Source organism: Desulfonatronum thiosulfatophilum (genome assembly GCF_900104215.1).
In the GTDB taxonomy this organism is placed as follows: Bacteria; Desulfobacterota; Desulfovibrionia; order Desulfovibrionales; family Desulfonatronaceae; genus Desulfonatronum; species Desulfonatronum thiosulfatophilum.
Window position 1 is genome coordinate 124,660 of record NZ_FMXO01000003.1, and the last position, 21,645, is coordinate 146,304.

The 21,645-nt window shown below is 56.1% G+C and carries 18 protein-coding genes and 1 tRNA gene; 3 read left to right on the plus strand and 16 right to left on the minus strand.

What is annotated here, in order from left to right; genetic code table 11:
* Positions 1-26: 26 nt before the first annotated feature.
* The 4 genes from BLP93_RS03265 to lepA all read right to left on the minus strand — a co-directional run bounded on the left by BLP93_RS03265 (position 27) and on the right by lepA (position 4,820).
* Positions 27-1,568 (minus strand): YifB family Mg chelatase-like AAA ATPase, encoded by a 1,542-nt coding sequence (locus BLP93_RS03265; protein ID WP_092117183.1) that lies wholly within the window; start codon positions 1,566-1,568, stop codon positions 27-29.
* A gap of 84 nt (positions 1,569-1,652) precedes the next feature.
* The gene (gene lepB, locus BLP93_RS03270) at positions 1,653-2,327 is read right to left on the minus strand and encodes a signal peptidase I (protein WP_092117185.1); all 675 of its coding nucleotides are present in this window, start codon (positions 2,325-2,327) and stop codon (positions 1,653-1,655) included.
* Between the two features lie 79 nt (positions 2,328-2,406).
* Positions 2,407-3,006 carry a signal peptidase I gene (gene lepB / locus BLP93_RS03275; protein ID WP_092117187.1) on the minus strand — a complete coding sequence of 200 codons (600 nt, stop codon included), beginning with the start codon at positions 3,004-3,006 and terminating at the stop codon, positions 2,407-2,409.
* 14 nt (positions 3,007-3,020) lie between these two features.
* Positions 3,021-4,820, minus strand: coding sequence for a translation elongation factor 4 (gene lepA / locus BLP93_RS03280; RefSeq protein ID WP_092117189.1), 1,800 nt, complete (start codon positions 4,818-4,820; stop codon positions 3,021-3,023).
* A gap of 777 nt (positions 4,821-5,597) precedes the next feature.
* On the opposite strand from lepA, the gene BLP93_RS03285 reads away from it, so the two are divergent.
* On the plus strand, positions 5,598-5,954 hold the full coding sequence (locus BLP93_RS03285) for a hypothetical protein (RefSeq protein ID WP_139162901.1): 357 nt from the start codon (positions 5,598-5,600) through the stop codon (positions 5,952-5,954).
* On the opposite strand, the gene lon is transcribed toward BLP93_RS03285, so the two are convergent.
* The 7 genes from lon to mqnB form a co-directional block, all read right to left on the minus strand.
* Entirely contained in the window at positions 5,951-8,407 is a 2,457-nt protein-coding gene (gene lon / locus BLP93_RS03290; RefSeq protein WP_092117193.1) for an endopeptidase La, read from the minus strand. The two genes, BLP93_RS03285 and lon, sit on opposite strands and share 4 nt — an antisense overlap.
* A gap of 248 nt (positions 8,408-8,655) precedes the next feature.
* Positions 8,656-9,903 carry an ATP-dependent Clp protease ATP-binding subunit ClpX gene (gene clpX / locus BLP93_RS03295; RefSeq protein ID WP_092117195.1) on the minus strand — a complete coding sequence of 416 codons (1,248 nt, stop codon included), beginning with the start codon at positions 9,901-9,903 and terminating at the stop codon, positions 8,656-8,658.
* A 118-nt stretch (positions 9,904-10,021) separates the two neighbouring features.
* A complete protein-coding gene (gene clpP / locus BLP93_RS03300; protein WP_092117197.1) occupies positions 10,022-10,621 on the minus strand; it encodes an ATP-dependent Clp endopeptidase proteolytic subunit ClpP in 600 nt (199 codons plus the stop codon).
* Positions 10,622-10,869: 248 nt separating this feature from the next.
* Positions 10,870-12,207 (minus strand): trigger factor, encoded by a 1,338-nt coding sequence (tig, locus tag BLP93_RS03305; RefSeq protein ID WP_092117199.1) that lies wholly within the window; start codon positions 12,205-12,207, stop codon positions 10,870-10,872.
* Positions 12,208-12,494: 287 nt separating this feature from the next.
* Positions 12,495-12,577: transfer RNA gene (locus BLP93_RS03310), tRNA-Leu, on the minus strand.
* 36 nt (positions 12,578-12,613) lie between these two features.
* Positions 12,614-13,444, minus strand: a complete 831-nt coding sequence (locus BLP93_RS03315; protein WP_092117201.1) for a 1,4-dihydroxy-6-naphtoate synthase — start codon at positions 13,442-13,444, stop codon at positions 12,614-12,616.
* Positions 13,432-14,184 (minus strand): futalosine hydrolase, encoded by a 753-nt coding sequence (mqnB, locus tag BLP93_RS03320; protein WP_092117203.1) that lies wholly within the window; start codon positions 14,182-14,184, stop codon positions 13,432-13,434. Before mqnB ends, BLP93_RS03315 begins: the two co-directional genes overlap by 13 nt.
* Before the next feature lie 66 nt (positions 14,185-14,250).
* On the opposite strand from mqnB, the gene BLP93_RS03325 reads away from it, so the two are divergent.
* On the plus strand, positions 14,251-14,454 hold the full coding sequence (locus BLP93_RS03325) for a DUF2065 domain-containing protein (protein WP_092117392.1): 204 nt from the start codon (positions 14,251-14,253) through the stop codon (positions 14,452-14,454).
* Here BLP93_RS03325 and BLP93_RS03330 read toward each other — a convergent pair.
* From BLP93_RS03330 to BLP93_RS03350, 5 genes are all read right to left on the minus strand, one after another.
* A complete protein-coding gene (locus BLP93_RS03330) occupies positions 14,408-15,196 on the minus strand; it encodes a ubiquinone/menaquinone biosynthesis methyltransferase (RefSeq protein WP_092117205.1) in 789 nt (262 codons plus the stop codon). The genes BLP93_RS03325 and BLP93_RS03330 overlap by 47 nt on opposite strands.
* A gap of 17 nt (positions 15,197-15,213) precedes the next feature.
* Positions 15,214-15,408: a hypothetical protein gene (locus BLP93_RS03335; protein WP_092117207.1), complete on the minus strand. Its 195-nt coding sequence runs from the start codon at positions 15,406-15,408 to the stop codon at positions 15,214-15,216.
* A gap of 192 nt (positions 15,409-15,600) precedes the next feature.
* A complete protein-coding gene (locus tag BLP93_RS03340; RefSeq protein WP_092117209.1) occupies positions 15,601-17,079 on the minus strand; it encodes a hypothetical protein in 1,479 nt (492 codons plus the stop codon).
* A 133-nt stretch (positions 17,080-17,212) separates the two neighbouring features.
* Positions 17,213-17,620: a cytochrome c3 family protein gene (locus tag BLP93_RS03345; RefSeq protein ID WP_092117211.1), complete on the minus strand. Its 408-nt coding sequence runs from the start codon at positions 17,618-17,620 to the stop codon at positions 17,213-17,215.
* A gap of 179 nt (positions 17,621-17,799) precedes the next feature.
* Positions 17,800-20,721, minus strand: a complete 2,922-nt coding sequence (locus BLP93_RS03350; RefSeq protein ID WP_092117213.1) for an insulinase family protein — start codon at positions 20,719-20,721, stop codon at positions 17,800-17,802.
* A 152-nt stretch (positions 20,722-20,873) separates the two neighbouring features.
* On the opposite strand from BLP93_RS03350, the gene BLP93_RS03355 reads away from it, so the two are divergent.
* A complete protein-coding gene (locus BLP93_RS03355; RefSeq protein WP_092117215.1) occupies positions 20,874-21,545 on the plus strand; it encodes an adenylate kinase in 672 nt (223 codons plus the stop codon).
* The last annotated feature ends 100 nt before the right edge of the window (positions 21,546-21,645 follow it).

The window sequence follows — 21,645 nt, forward strand, 5'->3', positions numbered from 1 at the left end:
TCTGAAAGAAATTGCGGTGCTTTCGTTCAAGCCCAAGTTTGGGCCTGACGATCCAGGGTTCTGTAGTTGATGGCCTCAGCCAAATGGTCCGAAGTCAAATTATCCGTGCCTTCCAGATCCGCTATGGTTCGGGCGATCCGCAGCACCCGGGTGTATGCTCTGGCGCTGAGGCTCAACCGACGCACGGCAGCGCCGAGAAAATCATGCTCGGCATCTCCCAGAAAGCAGAATTTGTTCAGCCAGCGCCCGTCCAGGTCGCTGTTGGTCAGCAGTGGCGTGTTCCGGTAGCGACTGGACTGGACGGCCCTGGCTCGTTCAATGTTCGCCAGCATGGTCGCGGAGTCCCGACTGCCGCTTTTTTGGCGCAGTTCCTTGTAGGGAACTGCCGGGACCTCCACATGCAGGTCGATGCGATCCAGGAGCGGTCCGGAAAGACGGGAGCGATAGCGCTGGATCTGCTGGGGCGAACAGGTGCACTGGTGATTTTCATCCGTCAGGTAGCCGCAGGGGCAGGGATTCATGGCCGCCACGAGCATGAGGTCCGCGGGGTAGGTCAGGGAGACGGCGGCTCTGGAAATGGTGACCACGCCGTCTTCCAGGGGTTGGCGGAGCACCTCCAGGACGTGCTTCTTGAACTCCGGCAACTCGTCCAAAAAAAGCACTCCCCGGTGAGCCAGGGAGACTTCGCCAGGCCGAGGGTAATGCCCTCCGCCGATCAGTCCGGCGTCGGAGATGGTGTGGTGGGGAGAACGAAAAGGTCGTGTGACGACCAGGGGCTGATTCTTGGTCAGCATCCCGGCAACGCTGTAGACCTTGGTCACTTCAAGGGCTTCCTCGAATTCCAGGGCCGGCAGAATGGAGGGCAGCCGCTTGGCCAGCATGGTCTTGCCGCTGCCCGGGGGGCCGAGAAAAATAAGATTGTGGTTGCCCGCCGCTGCGATTTCAATTGCCCGCTTGGCGTGCTCCTGCCCCTTGACCTCGCTGAAGTCCAGGGGTGACTGATGGCGATTTTTCCAGAGTTCGTCCAGATCACAGTCAGCCGGGGAGATTGCTTCCTCGCCCAGAAGAAAGCGTACGGCCTGAGACAGGCTGTGTGCTCCGTAGACGGGAAGTTCCTTGACTACCGAGGCTTCCTGGGCATTGTCCGCGGGAACGATCAAGCCACGTGCTCCCATGGATCTGGCCTTCAGGGCCAGCGGCAGGATTCCGGAAACCGGTTTGAGTTCACCAGTGAGGGACAACTCTCCGGCCAGAAAATACCCTTGTACCTGATCCTGGCGAACGACATCGATGCCGGCAAGAAGTCCCATGGCCAGGGGCAGATCGTAGGCGCTTCCTTCCTTGCGCATGTCCGCTGGAGCCAGGTTGACGGTGATTCTGGCCGGCGGAAGCTTAAAGCCGGTATTCTTTAAGGCGGCAAAAACGCGTTCCTTGCTTTCTCGAACCGCTCCCTCGGCAAGCCCGACCATGGTAAATGAGGGCATTCCCTGACGGGCAAAATCCACTTCCAGCTCAACATGGAACGCTTCGATGCCCATGAGTGCGGTGGTGGCGATTTTGGCCAGCATGCTACTCCTTTGGTAGGGTTGGGGGATGCTGGAAGAGCGGGAAATCTTTGCAACGTGGGCCTTTTGCCGACGCTAATCCGAAGCCTATTCCAAAAGTTTTCCGATACGGTTCAGGCGCGGACCATGGTCCGATTCCCATGACCAGTAGATCCGCCAGGCCTTGCCCCGGATCCTTTCTCGATCCACGAAGCCCCAGAACCTGGAATCCAGGGATTCATCGCGGTTGTCGCCCAGGACAAAGTACTTGTCCTCCGGCACCTTGATCGGGCCGAAACTGTCCCGCGGCTTGATGATCCGGTGCGGATCACTGTGCTGGACGTACGGCTCGTACAGTTCGCGTCCGTTCACCAGGATATCCTTGTTGCGCACCTCGACGATATCGCCGGGAAGGCCGATAATCCGTTTGATGAAGTCCTTGGGGCAGCTCTCGTCGGCATACCCCTGGAACGGGAGATTGCATTCCAGCCATCTTCCGGGTTCATCCGTCAGACGCGGGACATCCTGTCCGTACAAAAAGACGATGATGTCGCCGCGCTCCGGATCGCTCAGGTCGATTGCGGTTCCGGCTAAGGGAATCTTGACGTCATAGGCGAACTTGGAAACCAGAAGGTGATCGCCGATGAGCAGCGTGTCCATCATCGATCCAGAGGGGATCTTGAATGCCTGAACCACAAAAAAACGGATCAGCAGGGCCAGAATCAGGGCAAACAGGATGGCTTTGAGGTATTCACCCACTGTGGCCATCAGGGATTTGGGCATGAAGGATTACCTGTTGCAGCGGCTGATTCGGAAATCAGCCTGAATCATAAAATTCCTGTATGTTAGCATTGCGCCAGTCCTATTCGATCTGCTTTCCGAAACGGTCCCAGCGCACATTGCTCAGGAACCAGCGTGGGCTGGCGGACCAATAGATCCTCCACGCCTTGCCCTTGATCTGTGATTTGGGCACGAATCCCCAGAACCTGGAGTCATGTGAGTTGAAACGGTTGTCGCCCAAGGTGAAATAGTGATCGTCAGGAACGGTCTCTGGCCCAAAATGCACGCGAGTCGGTCCGGGGTGGAGCGTCAGGTAGGGCTCTTCCACGCTTTCACCGTTGATGTACAGGTTTTCGTCCCGGACTTCGACGACATCCCCGGGCACCGCCACCACGCGTTTTATAAAGTCCTTGGATGGGTCTTCAGGATACCGGAATACGATCACGTCCCCGCGTTCCGGATCCTGCAGGGAGAGGATGCTCCAGTCTGTAAAGGGCGCTTTGATGTCGTAGGCAAATTTGGTTACGAACAAACGATCGCCGATCTGCAAGGTTTCCAACATTGAACCGGAAGGAATCTTGAAGGCCTGAATAATGAACGTACGGATGATCAAGGCCAGAATCAGGGCGATGATCAATGCTTCGGAATATTCTTTGAGAATTGTCTGCCAACGGGGGTTCATGAATGCTCCTTTTCCTAATCCTTGCGTAGTACGGCCAGAAAGGCTTCCTGAGGGATGTCGATGTTGCCCATGCGCTTCATGCGCCGCTTGCCTTCTTTTTGTTTTTCCAAAAGCTTGCGCTTGCGGGTGATGTCGCCGCCGTAGCATTTGGCGGTCACGTTTTTGCGCATCGGAGCCACGCGTTCCTTCGCGATGATGCGTTGCCCGATGGCAGCCTGGATGACGACCTCGAAAAGTTGTCTGGGGATGACGCTTCTGAGACGGCTGGCCAGTTCACGCCCCTGGGCGTAGGCCTTGTCCTTGTGCACGATGATGGACAGGGCGTCTACCGTCTCGGAATTGATGAGAATGTCCAGCTTGACCAGCTCCGAAGGCCGAAAATCGATGAACTCATAGTCCAGCGAGGCATAGCCGCGGGTCACGGACTTGAGGCGGTCGAAGAAGTCGTAGACGATTTCCGCGAAGGGCAGTTCGTAAGTCACGATGACCCGGGTGGAGGAGAGAAAGCGGAGGTCTTTCTGGGTGCCCCGGCATTCTTCGCACAAGGCCAGCACGGCGCCGAGGTACTCGTTGGGCACGTGGACTTCCATGTGCACGTACGGTTCGGCAATATGCTCGATCTTGTTCAGCGGCGGCAGCTTGCTGGGGTTGTCCACCGGGAGCGTTTCCCCCTCCAGGGTTCTCACCTGATAGATGACCGAGGGCGCGGTAACCAGCAGGCGGGCCTGGAATTCCCGTTCCAGACGCTCCTGGATGATCTCCATGTGCAGCAGCCCAAGGAAGCCGCAGCGGAACCCGAAACCCAGGGCATGCGAGGTTTCCGGTTCAAAGGTGAATGCTGCGTCGTTGAGCTGCAGTTTTTCCAGGGAATGCTTCAAGGTCCCGTATTCGTTCGGTTCCACGGGGTACATGCCACAGAAAACCATGGCCGTAATTTTCTTGAATCCGGGAGCAGGGCTGAGTGTGGGATTGTCCGGGTCAGTGATAGTGTCGCCAACCCTCGCGTCCGTGAGAATCTTGATGCCGGCGCATAAGAAGCCGACTTCTCCGGGCCCCAGTTCGTTCAGGGCGATGGGGTCAGGAGAGAAAACGCCGAGTTTGGTGACCTCGAAACGGGCCTTGGTGGAGTGAAGCAGAATATCCTGGCCGAGCTTGATCCGCCCGTCCACGACCCGGAACAAGACGACCACGCCAAGATAGGTATCGTACCAGGAGTCGAAAATCAGGGCTTTCAGCGGAGCTTTGGTATCGCCCATGGGCGGAGGCAGGTCGGTGATGATCCGTTCCAGCACCTCTGGCACGCCCTGGCCGGTTTTTGCGCTGATCAGCAGGGCATCCTTGCAGTCCAGGCCGATGATTTCCTCTATTTCGGCCTTGATGCGTTCCGGTTCCGCGCTGGGCAGATCGATCTTGTTCAGGACTGGAATGATTTCCAAGTTGTTTTCCAAAGCCAGATAAGCGTTGGCCAAGCTTTGCGCTTCAACCCCCTGGGATGCGTCCACCACCAAGAGAGCCCCTTCGCAAGCCACCAGACTTCTGGATACTTCATAGCTGAAATCCACATGGCCTGGCGTGTCGATCAGGTTCAAGACGTAATCCCGCCCATCCTTGGCCTTGTAAGGTATCCGTACACTCTGGGCCTTGATGGTAATGCCCCGTTCCCGCTCCAGATCCAACCGGTCCAGATACTGTTCCTTCATTAGTCGATCGTCTACAAGTCCGGTCGCCTGAAGGATGCGGTCGGCGAGGGTGGATTTCCCGTGGTCAATGTGAGCGATAATACAGAAGTTGCGTATGCGTTGCTGGTCAATCATAATGTGTTCAATTCCTTATCTTGCAAAGTCCGCCGGAGCAAGCGGAGTCAGGCCGTCGCGTGGTGTTTCAAGGTAATTTCCGTCCTCCGACCAGATCCGCTGGAAAAGAGATGGACCTTGGAGAAGGAGGAATTGGCGTACACTCCTGAAAAGCCCGATAAATTCGTCTCAACACGGAAAAGCCGCTACCTCCGGCAACGGCCTTTTCCTGGGTATTTCAGGGTTTGTCAAACCTGATTGTTGCATCTCGGGGATATTTCTCAGATCACATCAGGCACGCAATCGTTATCGCGATCGAAATAGCACGCAATCGAAGCCGATTGTGCCATCCTAATTGCACTTGTGAAGTGAAGTTGCCTGAATGTAAGCAGCAGCTCTTGTTGTGATTATTCGCTTCGCGCGCGTACGATTGTGCAATTTCGATTTTGATTTCGATTTTCTGAGGCTGGGGGTACGGCTGAATAGTTTGTGATGATGAAGTTTTTTTTGTCTGGAAAAAGCAGATGATAATCAAAAAAAAAATTGCTTCGGGCCACCGGCAATCAAAAGAAAACATTCCCGTCCGGATTTTCCGGACGGGAATGTAATTCTGCTGGAGCTGGCGGTATCGTTTTTGGTTCAGGTGGATAGATGTGAAGTGAGTTCACTCCCTGCAGGTGCTTGCTGTTCTGTTGCCAAACCCATGCAGCCTGATACCACAATCTGCGGCACTTTATCTGTTTTACGACGTTCCTAAAAGAAACCGGATTTCGTCGTCGGTCAGGGCGAACATGACCGATGGCTTGGGTTTGTATGTTCCTCGTCGTTCAGTATTATCCCGGCGGTCTTTGCCTGAACGCAGTGTACATGGGCAATTCCGGCACATGCTTGCGCGGCATTCATCGGGAAGTTGAAGATCCGGAAAGGCGCGTCGCTCCCCCGCCTGTCGCCGATCCAGTCCGTTTCTGCGGTCTGATTTCCGTCTTCTATCCATTCCGGCAGCCTTCCGGGGAGATTCTTCCATACCGCAGTCCCACAGCGCGAGCTTCTCCATTGCTGATCATCCTTTGTTTTCCGGGAAGTTCAGAAAAACTTCCCTATATTGAAGCCGGCAATCAAGGAGATCATCAGGACGTGAAGCCGCTGTCAGGCTAATGCGTGTGCGGTTGATGCTCTTCCTTGAGCAGGCGTCGGGACAACGGCATCACGTCCGTTGACTGAACACAAAAGATTTCCTCCCGGACGCCGACGGCAAGGGCTTGGCACAGGACTTCATCCATGTGTTCGACGGTAACGATCTCCAGGTCCTTGAGGATATTCGCCGGAACTTCCTTCAGATCCTTGGCGTTGTCCGCGGGAATGATCACCTTGGAGATCAGGCCGCGGTGGGCAGCCAGGAGCTTTTCACGCAACCCGCCGATGGGCAGAACGCGCCCGCGCAAGGTGATTTCTCCGGTCATGGCCAGATCGTTGCGCACGGGCAGGTTGAGCAGGGCCGATGTCAGGCTGGTGGCCAGGGTGATGCCCGCGGAAGGACCGTCCTTGGGCGTGGCGCCCTCCGGGACGTGGATATGGATGTCGATTTCCTTGTAGAAGTCCGATTTCAAGCCGAACAGGTCGGAACGGGAGCGAACATAGGTCAAAGCGGCCCGTGCCGATTCCTGCATCACGTCCCCGAGCTTGCCGGTTATCTCCACCTTGCCGCTGCCGGGCATCAGGGACACCTCCACCAGCAACAGTTCTCCGCCAAGTTCGGTCCAGGCAAGGCCGGTGGCCACTCCGGGCTGCGACTTTTCCTCCCGCTCCCCGTACCGGTACTTGGGTACGCCGAGATAGGTGGAAACCGCGCTCTTGTTCACGAGCACAGGTTTGTCTGAACGTCCTTCTTCCACGACTTTGCGGGTCACTTTACGGCAAATGGAAGCCATTTCACGTTCCAGATTCCGCACACCCGCCTCACGGGTATAACGGCGAATGATTTCCAGTACCGCGCCTTCGGAAAAGGAAAGATCCGTAGTATTCAGCCCGTGCTGCGGCAACAGGCGCGGCATCAAAAAGTCCTTGGCGATTTTCATCTTTTCCACTTCCAGGTAGCCGGGCAGACGGATGATTTCCATCCTGTCCTGCAAAGGTCCGGGAATGGAGTGCAGCGTGTTGGCGGTGGTGATGAAGAACACCTTGGAGAGATCATAGTCCAGGTCCAGGTAGTGATCGCTGAAGGCATAATTCTGTTCCGGATCAAGCACCTCCAGGAGTGCGGCCGAGGGATCGCCCCGGAAATCCGTGCTCATCTTGTCCACTTCATCCAGACAAAAGACCGGATTGTTGTTCGTGACCCGGCGCAGGGACTGAATGATCTTTCCAGGCATGGCTCCGACATAGGTTCGTCGATGACCGCGAATTTCCGCCTCATCCCGGACGCCGCCAAGAGAAATCCGGACGAATTCCCTCCCCATGGCCCTGGCCACGGATTTTGCCAAAGAGGTTTTGCCTACTCCGGGCGGACCCACAAGGCACAAGATCGGCCCTTTGATTTTTTCCACCAAACTCTGCACGGCCAGGTATTCCAGGATACGCTCCTTGGGCTTTTCCAGGGCGTAATGGTCTTCATCGAGAATCTCCTGGGCGGCCTTCAAGTCCAGGCTTATGGGCTCAACGGTGTTCCATGGCAAATGCAATATCCAGTCCACATAGTTGCGGACCACCGTAAATTCAGCTGAGGAAGGCGGCATCTGGCGCAACTTCTTTATTTCGCGCGCGCACTTCTCCCTGGCCTCGTCGGGCAGATCCTTGGCCTCCAGCTGCTTCAACAGTTCGTCGACTTCCTGGCCGGATTCCTCCTCTCGGCCCATTTCCTTCTGGATGGCCTTGATTTGTTCATTGAGGTAGAAATCGCGGTGGTTGCGTTCAATCTGCTGCTTGACCCGAGATTTGACCTTCTTTTCCAGGGAAACCAAATCGATCTCCTTGAGCAGCATTTCATAGGTCTTTTCGAGACGGACCAATGGATCGGGCTCTTCCAAGACCGCCTGCTTTTCCGGAAAAGGAACCTTGAGATGGGGCATCACGCTGTCCGCCAAGCGCCCTGGTAAATTAAGAGAGGAGATGGCGGCCATGGTTTCCGGAGCGATTTTCTTGTTGACCTTGGCATATTCATGCAAAGATTCCTGAACCGCTCTGATCAAGGCCATGGCTTCAGGAGATTCATAGTCCTCGCTGGGGACGCCCTGCGCCAGCACCATGGGGCAGCCGGGGTCCACCTCTTCGATGCCGTGCTCCCGCGACCACTTGGCGCGATACAGGCCTTCGAAAAGGACCTTGATGGTGCCGTCCGGCAATCGGAGCAGCTGCAGAATGCGGCTGACCGTTCCCAATTCGTAGAGGTCGTCCTCGCTGGGTTGTTCGGCCTCGGGGTTGTTCTGGGTGACCAGGAAAATCTGTTTGTCGAATTTGTTCAGGGCGCGCTCTATGGCCTTGATGGACGTTTCCCGCCCGACGAACAGCGGGACGATGGACCGCGGGAACATGACCACTTCCCGGAGCGACATCATGGGCAGGCGTATTTCTTTCACGAATAGAGATTGATCGTGTATTGTTTTTTCAGGCATGGCTGATCCTTTTCGGATGATGTATCGGATGGGGGTCGGATTGTACGATTTGCTCAGAAGAAGGTGTTGAGAAACAAAGCAAGGATTATCGCGGCAACCTGAGCAAGTCGGACCAAAAATCTTGAAAAGGAGATAAGCTACTGAAGGGCAATGTCAATGAAGCGGCCGCACAGGCGCGGCCGCTCGTATGACTTGAATTTCGGCAAGGAGCGAAATTGCTTTAAGGCCAAGTGATGACGGGGGCGTTTTCAGGCTGTCTTGGCTTCCTGTTCGTAGATCAACAAAGGTTCCGACTCGTTTTCCACCACGGACTTGTTCACCACGCATTCTTTCACACCCTGAAGAGACGGCAGGCGGTAGGAAGTGTCCAGCATGATGCTTTCCAGAACGTTGCGCAGGCCGCGGGCTCCTGTCTTTCGCTCAATGGCCTTTCGTGCAATGGCCCGCAAGGAGTCCTGGGTGAACCGCAGCCGGACGTTCTCCATCTCGAACAATTTTTGATATTGCTTGACCAGGGCGTTCTTTGGTTCAGTGAGAATCCGCACCAGATCGTCTTCCTTGAGATCCTGAAGCGTTGCGAGAATGGGCAAACGACCGACGAGCTCGGGAATAAATCCAAACTTCGTCAGATCCATGGGCTGCACGTGCTGCAGCAGTGTGCAGTCCGGGGTGTCGGATTGCTGCGTCAGACACGCTCCGAAGCCCATGGCTTTGGTCTGGGTCCGATGCTGGATGATCCGTTCCAGGCCGATGAACGCTCCTCCGACGATGAACAAAATATTGGAAGTGTTCATGCGGATGTATTCCTGCTGCGGATGCTTGCGGCCGCCTTTGGGCGGGATGTTCGCTTCGGTTCCTTCGATGATTTTCAACAAGGCCTGCTGCACGCCCTCGCCGGAAACATCCCGGGTGATGGAGGGACTGTCGGCCCTGCGGGCGATCTTGTCGATTTCATCTATGTAGATGATGCCTTTGGAAGCGGCTTCGATATCGAAATCCGCGTTCTGGAGCAGCTGGACCAGGATGTTTTCCACATCCTCGCCTACATAACCTGCTTCCGTAAGGGTGGTGGCGTCGGCAATGGCAAAGGGAACCTTGAGAATGCGGGCCAGGGTTTTCGCCACCAGTGTTTTTCCGGAACCGGTGGGTCCCATCAACAGGATGTTGCTTTTGTCCAGTTCCACATCATTGGACATCTGGGACGCGTAGAACACTCTCTTGTAGTGGTTGTGCACGGCTACGGACAGAATTTTCTTGGCCTGATCCTGGCCGATGACGAATTCGTCCAGCAGTTTGTGCAGTTCGGCGGGGGTCAGAAGCTTTTCGTCCGGAGCCTCCGCGGACATGTCGTCCTGCGTGATGATTTCGCCGCACAATGTGATGCATTCATCACAGATATAGACGTCGGGACCGGCAATGAGCCGGCGTACCTGTTCCTGATTCTTGCCGCAAAAAGAGCAGCACAGTTGCGGATGCAGGGATTTTTTCTTGGCCATGAATACCTCTCGATGCAGATAAGTAAATGCTCAGCAACACGTCGGACATGCTGTGCCGCGTCGGCAGTGAAACGCAGAGTACGGTTCAAGCCGGGAACTTGTGGAGCCGAATGAGCAGCTACGCGGGTGTCTTCAGTTGGACCCTGGAAGCGAGGACCTTGTCGATCAAGCCGTAGGCCACGGCTTCCTCGGCACTCATAAAATAATCCCGTTCCGTGTCATGGCGAACTTTTTCCATGTCGGCGCCGGTATGGGCGGCCAGGATCTCCGTGAGCTTGGCCTTCAAGCGGATGATTTCCCTGGCCTGGATGTCGATATCCGTTGCTTGCCCTTGAAAGCCGCCCATGGGTTGGTGGATGAGGATCCGGCTGTTGGGCAACGCGTATCGCATTCCTTTGGCCCCGGCCGTAAGCAGCAGAGCGCCCATGCTCGCAGCCTGGCCGAGGCACAGGGTGGCTACGGGGGAGGAAATATATTGCATGGTGTCGTAGATCGCCAAGCCCGCCGTGACGGAACCGCCCGGCGAGTTGATGTACATGTTGATTTCTTTTTCCGGATTTTCCGATTCCAGAAAAAGAAGCTGCGAACACACCAGGTTGGCGATATTGTCGTCAATGGGCGTTCCAAGAATAAGAATCCTGTCTTTCAAGAGACGGGAGTAGAGGTCGTAGGCTCGCTCGGTCCGGCCTGTTGTTTCTATGACTATCGGCACGCCCATAGGCATGGTTCTGTCCTCCTGGATTGGAAATGGCTCTCCCCGGATTGCAGCACGGGAAGGATTATGGTCATTGGCATTTGGAGAGCAGCCTCTCCGAACCGAAGGTAATTAGCAACGAAATGGCCGATGGCAAGGCGGAACATGCGAGATGGGCATGGCGTCCGTTCAGATGGTAAACGGACGCCATGCCGTTGCGTCATTACAAGATTGGGAAGACCACTTGCACCTGTCCTGAAAGGACAAAAAGGTTACTCCGCGGGCTTTTCTTCGCCGGAGAGCTCCTGGTCCTGGGCAACTGAGGCCTCCACTTCCGTCACGTCGGCCTTGGAATAAATGAATTCGATGGCCTTGTCTGAAAGGATGCGATCGGTGACGGCCGGCATCAGGTTGTTCTGTTCGTGAAAATGCTTCAGGCCCTGGAAATCCTGGCCGGTTTTCTGGGCCATATCCCGGAAGAACGCATCCTGTTCCGCGGGAGAAACCCTGAAGCCTTCCTTGCTGGCTACGGCAAGCAGAAAAATCTGGGACTTGACCAGGCTTTCGGCCTGCGCCTTGAACTGCTCCCGGATCTGTTCCATGGGCATGCCCATGGCCTCAATGTTCTTGCCCATCCGCTCCAGACGATTTTTCATTTCCATGACCATGCGGTCGATCTGGTCATTGACCATGGACTCAGGCAGCTCGAAATCTACCTGGGATGTCAGGACGTCCAGGATCTTCTTCTGAGCCGCGGATTTGTTCACTTGGTTGCGGGTTTCCATATATGACTTTTGGATGGCTTCTCTCAGCTTATCCATGGATTCGAATTCGCCGGCTCTTTTGGCAAAGACGGCGTCATATTCAGGAAGTTTCTTCTGTTTGATTTCCTTGAGGGTGACGTTCATCGTCACTGTCCTCCCGGCAAAGGCTTCGTTCAGGAAGTCCGCCGGGAAGGTGATTTCCGACTCGTCGCTCTGACCAGCCTTCAGCCCCTGGATCATGGACTCGAAAGCCGGCAAGGCGCCTCCCTGGCCCAGTTCGATCTGGAAATTTTCCGCCTTGACTTCATCAATGGGCTTGCCCTGGTCGAAGGCCTGGAAATCCACCACCACCACGTCTCCATCCTGGGCGGGACGGTCTTCTTCCAGGGGCACGATTTCAACCATGTTGTTCCGGATGCGTTCCAGGACCTTGTCCGTTTCGGCATCGCTGGCAACCGCTTTTTCCTGCTCCACGGCAATGCCTTCGTAGGGCGGCAGTTCGAACTGCGGCGCGACTTCAAAGCTGATGGTGTATTCAAATGGTTGATCCCGGACAATGAGCTCCGACTCGACGTCGATCCGGGACAACGGCGTAACCTGAAGTTCGTTCATCACTTCATTGATGTGGCAGTTGATCAGATCATTCGTTGCTTCATCGTAGATCTTTTTCTTGAACATGCCTTCAATAATCGAGGTAGGCACTTTGCCTTTGCGGAATCCCTTGATCTCGGCATCCCTGCGATACAGGGCAATGGCCACGGCAAGGGCCGAATTGACTTCTTCCGGTGGAGCAACAATTTTCACGGTCCGTTTGACCGATGATGGCTCAAGTACTTCATATTGCATAACTGACTTCCTCCTTGGAGATGAATGGCATGTGGGGCAGAAACTGCTGCCGTGCAATGTTTATATTGCGATAACTACAGGTACGTCTCATGCCTCCCCCAGGGGAAAAGGCACTTACCTCGCCGACAGGTCGAAAAAGGGCTAATCCATAGCAATTTGTCGACAATATCGCAATGATCAGGTGGAATAGTGAAAAATGAGGATTGCGGAGCGGTTCAGGAGGGAGAAAATGAGACGCTGAAACCTGTGAGCGTGACAGGGAAGAATCAGCTGACGCGTCATGTCGTTGGTGCGAGAGGGGGGACTCGAACCCCCACGGATAACCGCCAGATCCTAAGTCTGGTGCGTCTACCAATTCCGCCACCCTCGCAGACAAAAAAATACAAAATTAGTCAGGACACGGCCTCTATGTCAATGTGTTGGTTGTTGAAGTGTTTGAGGAATGAATGCAATCACCAAGAAACTGTACGGCATGACGGCCGGGGTCTCCCATGTCGTGGCTGAAATTGTTGACATATGCCCGGATATGGGCACGCAGGACGTTGTCGTCCAGTTCCTGGGCCAGGCCCTGGACCAGGGGCCATACCGCTTCAGGATGAGCCGATGCATGGTCCAGGCTGAGCTGGATCTGCCGGGCTGCGGCTTCAAGCATGTCCGGGCCCAGATTTTTTCGTCCGAGGATGCATCCCAAAGGCAGGGGCAGGTCGCCGCTACGTTCCTTCCACCATTGCCCCAGGTCCAGCAGGCATGCGAGGCCGTACTCCCGCAGGAGCAGGGCGCTTTCATGGATCAGCAATCCTGCGTCGACGCGTCCTCGGCGCACCTGGTCCACGATTTGGTCATAGCGCATGGGAATTAATTGCGCCGGTTCCGGCCACGCTTGACGCAACAGGGCCGCGGCGGTGGTCTGCAGTCCAGGTACGGCAATGGTTCTGGGGACAGTCGAGGCAGAGGCGACCAGCTTCGGCCCGTGTTCCAGACCGAACGCCCCCCCTGACCGCAATATGGCGTATTGATCTCTCAGCAACAGAGCCTGGGCCGCGGAAACCTTGATCAGGTCATATTCTCCCCGCGCAGCGGACTCGTTGAGCTGCTGCACGTCGTCCCAGATAAACGAGGCGTCGCGACCGGTTACGAGTTCGCATCGGCCGAGAATCCAGCTTCCGAAGATGAAGGTGTCGTTGGGACAAGGTGATATGCCCACGGACAAAGGCGGGCTCGAGATCATTGTCTGCATTCCATGTCGATCCTCTGGAAAATGACGCGGGTTATCTCGGCCAGACGACGTTTTGCTCCAGGCAGATCCCAATGCTTTGCGTCCCGTGAGCCCACCAGATTGGAAATGGTTCGCACCTGAACAAATGGCGCCTTGAACCGTCGGCAAGCCCAGGCAAGGGCGAATCCTTCCATGTTCTCCACGTCGGCTGCATACCTGGTCCGCAGTTCCTCCGCCCGTTCAGCTGTTCCGGAGACTCCGGAGACGGTCAAACTGCTAACCTTGCTCAGCCCGGCGACATCCAGCTTCATATTCTCGGCGTCGACTTCCGGCTCGAGTTTGAGGCGGTCCCAGACCGGATATTCCTCGGCCTTGCCCAGCGATAATCCGATCCCCTTGGGATCTATCCCCGATGCAGTCAGCAAACCGTATTCGGGCCAAATTTCCTCATCCACGAGAACAGCTTTGCCCAAGGGCAGCGTTTCCAGGCAAAAAGCACCCGCCACGCCGAGGTTCAAGACCCCGACCGGCCCAGGCAGGCCCCCCAGCAGATGGCCCAGGGAAATTCCGGCATTAACCGGACCGACTCCGCAAACCAGCAGAACCAGACTCCCCCAACTCTCTCTCCGCTCCACCCAGCCAAGCTCTTCCGGAATTTCGCCGTCCCAGTGGGCGAACACGGCCCGCATTTCCATGACAGTGGCGGTGACCACGACCAGGGTTGATGGGTGGTCGCTATCTGGTCCGGTTATATTGGTCATATTGAATTGATTTGGCCGGAGGTGTCCGGCTGGACAAAGAACGGTCCGAGCAGATATCAGCGGCACATGAACTTCGACCTGAAACTTCTGTTGGCAGCCCTTGGCTTGGCCCTCGTTCTGGAGGGCATCCCGTACTTTCTCTGGTCTGAAAAAATGCCCGGATACCTGCGTTTTCTTTCGGAGCAACCACCCGCTACCTTGCGCAAAATGGGGTTGGCCGCCATCATTTCCGGACTTGTGTTCCTGGCTCTGGCTCGCAGATTCCTCTGAATTTCCGGGGTTCGGGAACAGAGTCGGCATCTCCGGCTTTCTCCGCGATGTGGAGCTGAACGATACCGAACGTCAGCGGTACGGAATAGACCCGCTTGAAACCGGCATTGGCCAGTTCTCGGGAAAGATCCCGGGCCGTCGGGAACTCATGGATGGATTCCGCCAGGTAGCGGTAGGCATGGGGATCTCCGGAAAAAATCCTTCCCACCATCGGCAGGATGCGGTGCAAGTAGAGATTGTAGAATCCCTGAAGAATTTTTTGACGGCCGGTTCCGAACTCCAGGATGCAAAACCGTCCGCCCGGCGTGAGAACCCGGAGCACTTCCCGGTAGGCCGTCTCCCGGGGCTTGATGTTGCGGATTCCGAAGGCAATGGTCACGCAGTCCACGGATTCCTGGAGCACGGGGAGCGCCCGGCCGTCCGCGACAACCGGCTGGATGCGGATCTCATGGGCAGCTCGGATCTTTTTCTGGCCGCGGCGCAGCATGGGTTCGGAAAAATCCACCGCCAGGACCTGGACGTCCGGCATTTGACGGCGGATTTCCCGGGAAACATCCAGGGTGCCCGCGGCCAGATCCAGAACGCGCCTGGTCCGATGCGTCCGTACACACTGCCGGAGCCGCTTGCGCCAGGTAATATCCCAGCCGAGGCTCAGGAAATGATTCAGGAAGTCATACCAGGGAGCGATTCTCCCAAACAGGCTGACCACCTGCTTTCCGTGGTCTCCGTGTTCCGTCTTCATGGAATCCTTCATCCGTTTCAAATCGGCAGTTCGGGGTCATCATCCCCGTCCAGAGGCTCCAATCCGTCCTCGAAACGAATGGTCGTCAAGACGGATCGATAAATTTCCCGAAACTGTTCGGAAAAATTGGTAGGCGAAATCCGGTTGGTTTCAATGAACTTGACCACGATCTCCTTGGTCACCTGCAAGGCCTGCTTCTGCATTTGATCCACGACATCCTCCACGGCAAATAAAAACCCGCCCTGGGGAAATGGTCTTGACCACCATGATCAAAAACCGGGCGGGAAAAAACAGAAAAACCGTCAAGCCATCCTGTTTTTTAATTTTTTGGCGAACCTGTTCAGCATGTTATCATGCATGCTTTCCACAGTTCAAAAACGCAACGTTGAGTTGGCGTTTGTACGCTAGCTTTCTTCCTGACTCAAGGCCTGGATCTCTTCGCGGATGATCTGCGCCGCGGCGCCGGGAACGGCCTTGTGGATTTCATCGAGAAGTTCATTGCGGAGTTCGGTACGCAATTGTTCAATTGTCGATGCAATGGCTTCATGACCCTCGCCGCCAGGTTGCTGATCTGATGCCTGGAGCTCTTGAGCCTCTCGCAGAACCGACCATTCTTCCTGCATTGCATTGAATTTTTCCTGGAGTCTGGTCCAGTAGTTCAAGGAATTTTCCAGGTCTCCGGCCAGGGTGCTTCTCTGTCCATCCCATTCAGTCCGCAAGGCCTGAATCTCGTTCCGGATGGTCTCCATGACGCGATGTTCCCGCTCTTCAGGGTCGCTGTCCGAATCGCCGGGTTGTTCCTCTGTGTTCTGAAGAGATTCCAGTCGGTCGTTCAACTGGGAAAACTGCGTCTCCACATGGCTGATCAGATACTCCTTGAGTTGGCTCGCGGCCTCTTCGATCCGATTCGCCATCTCTTCCCGCAACACCGCCGCGACCTGTTCAAGGCGCTGCTCCTGTTCCACTTTCAGCTGTTCCAGTTCCTCCAACGTTCGGCTGCCGGCTTGTCTGACATCCTGCAGCGAAGCATCAATGCGGGAGTCAATCTGCCCGCTTAGCTGCTCCAGCAATCCGTCCTTGTCCGTCGGAACGGACTCGACTGGACCCTGGGCAGCCAGTTTCGACTCCAGTTCGTCCAGACGCCGCAGTATCGTTTCCATCATGGACGGGTCGACAGCCTCGTTCGAATCCGCATGGTCGGAAAAACTGGTCGTTCTTGGTGCGTCATCGCTGAATTTCGAGGGGGAATCCTTCCGCTGACCAGAAGTTGTCTCTCCCGGCAATGACTTAAGCTGCTCTTCGTCGACCTCGTCGTTAAACGCTTCGGCGGCAAGGTCGGTGGATGATTCCGGAGGCAAAGAAGCGGTCTCATGGGGTTCTTCGGAGACTTCAAGAGAAAGTTCTCTGGAAATGTCGTGGTCAGAGGTCATGGGCTCTTGCGCGGTTTTATCAGGATCCGTCATCTGGGTTTCCAGATCGGGTTCAGCTTGTAGATCCTGAGCAGGGGACGGCTGCTGGGTAAACAGGTCCTCAAAATCATCCTGAAAGCCCGAAAAATCATCTTCGACATTTTTCTTCACTTCCGCGGCATCCTGCCCGTCCGGCGCCGACCCGGGCGTCTCGTGGTCGGCAAAGAGGTCTTCGAGATCCAGCGGGTCAGGGTCGGAGGAATCACTCTTGTCTGATGGCTGATCATTCCTGGCCGAGCGTGGGCCAAGGTCCGCGAAGATTTGATCTATCTCCCGTTCCAGATCCAGGTCGTCCAGCATGCCATCGGAATCGCTCGCGGAAGATTTCGACGGCTGAAGGTTGGGCCTTTCGGGATGACCCTCCTCAATAACGTCGGTCAGGTTAATAATGTCGTCGTGGGCGGATCTGGGCATGCTACCTTCCTTGATTTGGAGAACACGCGAAGAACGTGCGGAGTGAACATTTGCATAAACCAGGTACGTTTAAAAAAACAAGAGGGGTCGCGGCGGAACCGCGACCCCTCGAGAAATGCTGACCGGCGGGAAATTAATCCCTGGGGTGACAACCGACACAAGCGACAGGGCCGGTGGGCTCTTCCTTCTGACGCAGATCGCGGTGGCAACCGATGCACTGGTCATGATAGGCTTTTTCGAAGAAACGGATGTCCCTGCGTTCTTCGGGGCTTTCCGGATGGATCAGGTCATGGCATCCGGAATCCATACAGCCTTCAGTAACGTCACCGGTGTGGTGACAGTGATAGCAGTCAATGTCCTCGTGCACGGAGTGCTCGAAAGGAATTGATTGAACCTTGGGCTCATAGCCTTCCGGCTTGGGGATCATGTAGTCGTCTCCAGGAGCGGGAGCCTTGGGAGCGTCGGCCACGCCGATGGTCGGCAGGATAAAAGCGACGATCAGGGCAGCAATGGCCAGTGTCAAAATCATGGACTTTTTCATGGTAATTCACCTCCTTTTAAATGGTTTGTGCGAAAACGAACATAGGTGATGCCATTATGGCAGGTGTGGAGGCGAAGTCAAGGCAGAAAAAGCACCCTTCGAGATGTTCATGGCTCAAAACTGCCTCTTGCCGCATCAGGGGAGCTTTGGCGGGACCGGCGTCGCGGATGTTCCGCTTTCTACAGCACCCTGGTTCTCTCCAAATCCTGAGAAAAATCATGACCGGCCTTGTTCAGGGCAGATTCTCCTCCCATGACCACTACCCGGCCTCGGGCGCTGAAATGCTCCAGCACGTCGGCCGCCGCCTTGAAGTCCGCAGCCGTACAGGCCAGGACCTCATCGCGTATCTGCTGCCGGAATGAGTCCTCCTGGAGGGTCAGGTAGCGACGCAGGGAAACATGTCCTTTGGCGTCCGGCAGCAGGTGGGCGTCCAGGTCCCCGACGGCGCCGATCACAGCCTTGTTCAGTTCATCGTCTCCAATCCTGGTGTCTTTCAGGTACCCGGCCGCGGCGTCAAAGGCGTCCAGGGTCCTGGTGATATGCGGGTCCCGGTACGAGACCATGGTCAGCCCCTTGCTCAAAGCGTCAAAGATGCAGAACGCCCCGTATGCTCCGCCTTTGACGCGGACCTGCTCCCAGAGCCAGGCCATGCGCAGATATCGAAAGACCACCATCAGCGCACCATGAGAGCATGGCAAAGGCTCCTGGACCAGGACCCCTTTGCCGACATAATTGACGGGCGCCGGGATGAGCAGGCCCTCCTTTTCTTCGTGACGACGTCGAGACCAGGCGACGTCGCCGGATGAGGATCCCGACACGGGAAACAGGGACATGAACTCCTTGAGGCGCGGTTCGATTTCCGAGAAAATTCGCTGCTCCGTCGTCACGTTGAGCAGGACGGCGTTTCGGTCCAGGAGGCGGTTGAGAATGCCCTGCAACCGGGAACTGACCTGCTCCCAATTTGTCTCGGCCTCCTGCACCAGAGTGCGCAGGAAAAACAAATAGCTGACTCCGCCCATCTGCTCTTCGACCCAGTCCGCCAGGGAAAGGGCGGATCGCAGCCTGGTGTTCACGAAGGAATGCCCCCGTGGAATGAGCATTCGCTCGAAACCGGCTTTTTCTTCCAGCAGGAGCTGCATGAAGCGCTGTTGATTGCCCAGGTCCGGAACGAGCAGCATATCCCGGAAGATGGCCAGCATCTCGTCAAAATCCCGCTCCATGGCCTTGCCCCGCAGAAAAAGTCGTGCAGCGGGATCGTCCGGGTCGTGTCCGAGTTTGGAGGAAATGAAGGTTTCCGGCCAGATGCCCCCGGTCTTGCGACTGATCCTGGTGGCAAAGGTCGCGAAGTCCTCTTTTTCCGTCCCGATTTCCACCAGGGCCTTTCCCAGCAGTCCGACATAGGGCAGATCCTCCAGGTCCAGCCGACGCAGGTCGAAGGCCAGCTCAAGATGAACAATGCGGGTGGTGAACTGATCGTGAAACAGGATCTCCGGCCCGTCCCATTTCAGCACGGTCCGGGGAATCAGCTTGTTTTCGGGTTCCAGGTCATTCCGGGTCAGGCAGGGGATGGCGGCCAGGTTTTGCGGGGAGTCGGGCGTCTCCTGCCACTGCCGCAACTTGGCGGTTTGCCTGATTACGGCATCAACATCGGACTGATCCATTTGCCGGCGCACATCGTCAAGGCGCTGCTCTTCCTCGGCCTGCATTCTGGCGCCAAGTTCCGGATCGGGAAGCAGCAGCAATGAGCTGTGGTGAGCATTGTCCAGCAGTTGGCTCTGGATGAGTTCTTCGAAGACTCTCTTCCCGGATTGCAGATCCGCCTTCAGCCGCTCCAGGGGGCCTTCGAAAGCCAATATTTGCAACGGATCGGCGTCGTGGAGCCAAAAGGTCAAGGCCTGGAGCATGGCGCCCAGGCCCCGGGGAAACCGGCCGCTGTTGCGTTCTCGGAGCTGGAACTCGACGCTGTTCAGGGCGGCCTCCACCAGATCCAAGGATACGCCGTCCCGAACAAGACCTTCCAGCGTTTCCCGGACAAGCCGTTCCACCTGGGGCGCATCCTCGGCTCTGATGCCGCGCAGCCCCGTGGAAAAATAGAGTTGCCGCAATTCCGACTCCAGCCCCACCCCGGCCAGATCGTCACCGAGTCCGGAGTCGATCAGCGCCTTGCGCACCGGCGAGGACGGCATCTCGATGAGCAGATACTCCAGCACCTGCCACGCCAGATTTGTGGAGACGTCCAATGTGTCGCCCACGATCCAGTTCAAGGTCAGCATCGCCTGCCCGGCGTCGCTTTCCTGGTCGCTGACCGGATAAGGCCGACTCACCCGCCGGGGTTCGGAAAAGGGCGTTTGAACCTGGACGTGGGATTCCACCTCCAAGCGTTCAAAATCCTGAAGGTACCGGCTCATCATTTCCAGACGCTTTTCCGGGTCGTCGTTTCCGGAGAAATAGATGAAGGAGTTGGAAGGATGGTAGTAGCGGTGATGAAAATCGCTGAACTGTTCGAAGGTCAGCTTCGGGATGTGACCCGGATGCCCGCCTGAATCCAGGCCGTAGGTATTGTCGGGAAAGATGGACTGCTGCGAATACTCGGACAGCAGCCCGTCCGGCGAGGCGTAGGCGCCTTTCATTTCGTTGTACACCACCCCCTGGATGGACAATGATCCGTCCTCGGCGAGTTCGTAATGCCACCCCTCCTGACCGAAAACCTCGGGTGTCAGGCGGGGATGGAATACCGCGTCCAGATAAACGTCGATCAGGTTGTAAAAATCCGTGACATTCTGACTGGCCACCGGATAACAGGTTTTGTCCGGATAGGTGAAGGCATTCAGGAACGTTTGCAGTGATCCTTTAAGCAGTTCGACAAAGGGCTCCTTGACGGGATACTTGCGCGATCCGCAAAGTACGGAATGTTCCAGGATATGCGCAACGCCCGTGGAGTCGGCAGGGGGCGTCCGGAAAGATATGCCGAATACCTTGTTTTCGTCGTCGTTGATCAGAGACAGCAGCTTTGCTCCTGTCCTCTTATGCCGGTAGAGCCGGGCGGTGGAATTCAATTCCGGGACAACCCGATCTTGTAGAATTTCGAAGCCGTGAGACATGGTATAACCTCTGAAGATGATTTTCGGTCGGGCCGTGGCGCGCGGTGGCGCGGAAGACTAATACTCGGTCGCAACCGTATTTTTTTGACATTGACAGGCGCTGGAGGTCAAGGTATCTGCTTGTAACAATTATCACAAGGAGGATTTGCGGCATGAATATTTTGATGTTTGGACCGAATGGCAGTGGAAAGGGAACCCAAGGGTCGCTGATCAAGGGAAAATATAATCTGGCTCATATCGAGTCCGGCGGAATTTTCCGGGAACACATCGGACAGGGTACTGAACTGGGCAAAAAAGCCAAGGAATACATCGACCGCGGCGATCTGGTTCCGGACGACGTGACCATTCCCATGGTCCTGGAAACCCTGAAGGACAAGGGCAAGGACGGCTGGCTGCTGGACGGATTTCCCCGCAACATGGTCCAGGCTCAGAAGCTGTGGGAAGCCTTGCAGGAAGCCGGCATGAAACTGGATTACGTGGTTGAGATCCTTTTGCCCAGGGAAACGGCGAAAAACCGCATCATGGGCCGCCGCCTCTGCGTCAACGACCCCAACCATCCCAATAATATTTTTATCGACGCGATCAAGCCCAACGGCGACAAGTGCCGTGTCTGCGGCGGGGATCTGAAGTCCCGGGCCGACGACCAGGATGAAGGCGCGATCAACAAGCGGCACGACATCTACTACGACACCACCACCGGCACGTTGGCCGCTGCATATTTCTATAAAGATCTGGCTGCCAAGGGGCAGACCAAGTACATTGAACTGAACGGAGAGGGCAGCATCGACTCCATCAAGCAAACCTTGCTGAACCAGCTTCCCTAGCATGTTCGGAGCCGACTCGTTGCAAAACGTCCAGCCCGCGTGGCAACCGGTCGGCTCTTTCGAATTCTGTTCATCAACTTGTCGCAGATGCACGGCTTGG

Coding starts and splice junctions, on each gene's coding strand:
- BLP93_RS03265 (WP_092117183.1), bottom strand. CDS start 1,568: ATGCTGGCCAAAATCGCCACCACCGCACTCATGGGCATCGAAGCGTTC.
- lepB (WP_092117185.1), bottom strand. CDS start 2,327: ATGCCCAAATCCCTGATGGCCACAGTGGGTGAATACCTCAAAGCCATC.
- lepB (WP_092117187.1), bottom strand. CDS start 3,006: ATGAACCCCCGTTGGCAGACAATTCTCAAAGAATATTCCGAAGCATTG.
- lepA (WP_092117189.1), bottom strand. CDS start 4,820: ATGATTGACCAGCAACGCATACGCAACTTCTGTATTATCGCTCACATT.
- BLP93_RS03285 (WP_139162901.1), top strand. CDS start 5,598: ATGGCTTGGGTTTGTATGTTCCTCGTCGTTCAGTATTATCCCGGCGGT.
- lon (WP_092117193.1), bottom strand. CDS start 8,407: ATGCCTGAAAAAACAATACACGATCAATCTCTATTCGTGAAAGAAATA.
- clpX (WP_092117195.1), bottom strand. CDS start 9,903: ATGGCCAAGAAAAAATCCCTGCATCCGCAACTGTGCTGCTCTTTTTGC.
- clpP (WP_092117197.1), bottom strand. CDS start 10,621: ATGGGCGTGCCGATAGTCATAGAAACAACAGGCCGGACCGAGCGAGCC.
- tig (WP_092117199.1), bottom strand. CDS start 12,207: ATGCAATATGAAGTACTTGAGCCATCATCGGTCAAACGGACCGTGAAA.
- BLP93_RS03315 (WP_092117201.1), bottom strand. CDS start 13,444: ATGCAGACAATGATCTCGAGCCCGCCTTTGTCCGTGGGCATATCACCT.
- mqnB (WP_092117203.1), bottom strand. CDS start 14,184: ATGACCAATATAACCGGACCAGATAGCGACCACCCATCAACCCTGGTC.
- BLP93_RS03325 (WP_092117392.1), top strand. CDS start 14,251: ATGAACTTCGACCTGAAACTTCTGTTGGCAGCCCTTGGCTTGGCCCTC.
- BLP93_RS03330 (WP_092117205.1), bottom strand. CDS start 15,196: ATGAAGACGGAACACGGAGACCACGGAAAGCAGGTGGTCAGCCTGTTT.
- BLP93_RS03340 (WP_092117209.1), bottom strand. CDS start 17,079: ATGCCCAGATCCGCCCACGACGACATTATTAACCTGACCGACGTTATT.
- BLP93_RS03345 (WP_092117211.1), bottom strand. CDS start 17,620: ATGAAAAAGTCCATGATTTTGACACTGGCCATTGCTGCCCTGATCGTC.
- BLP93_RS03350 (WP_092117213.1), bottom strand. CDS start 20,721: ATGTCTCACGGCTTCGAAATTCTACAAGATCGGGTTGTCCCGGAATTG.
- BLP93_RS03355 (WP_092117215.1), top strand. CDS start 20,874: ATGAATATTTTGATGTTTGGACCGAATGGCAGTGGAAAGGGAACCCAA.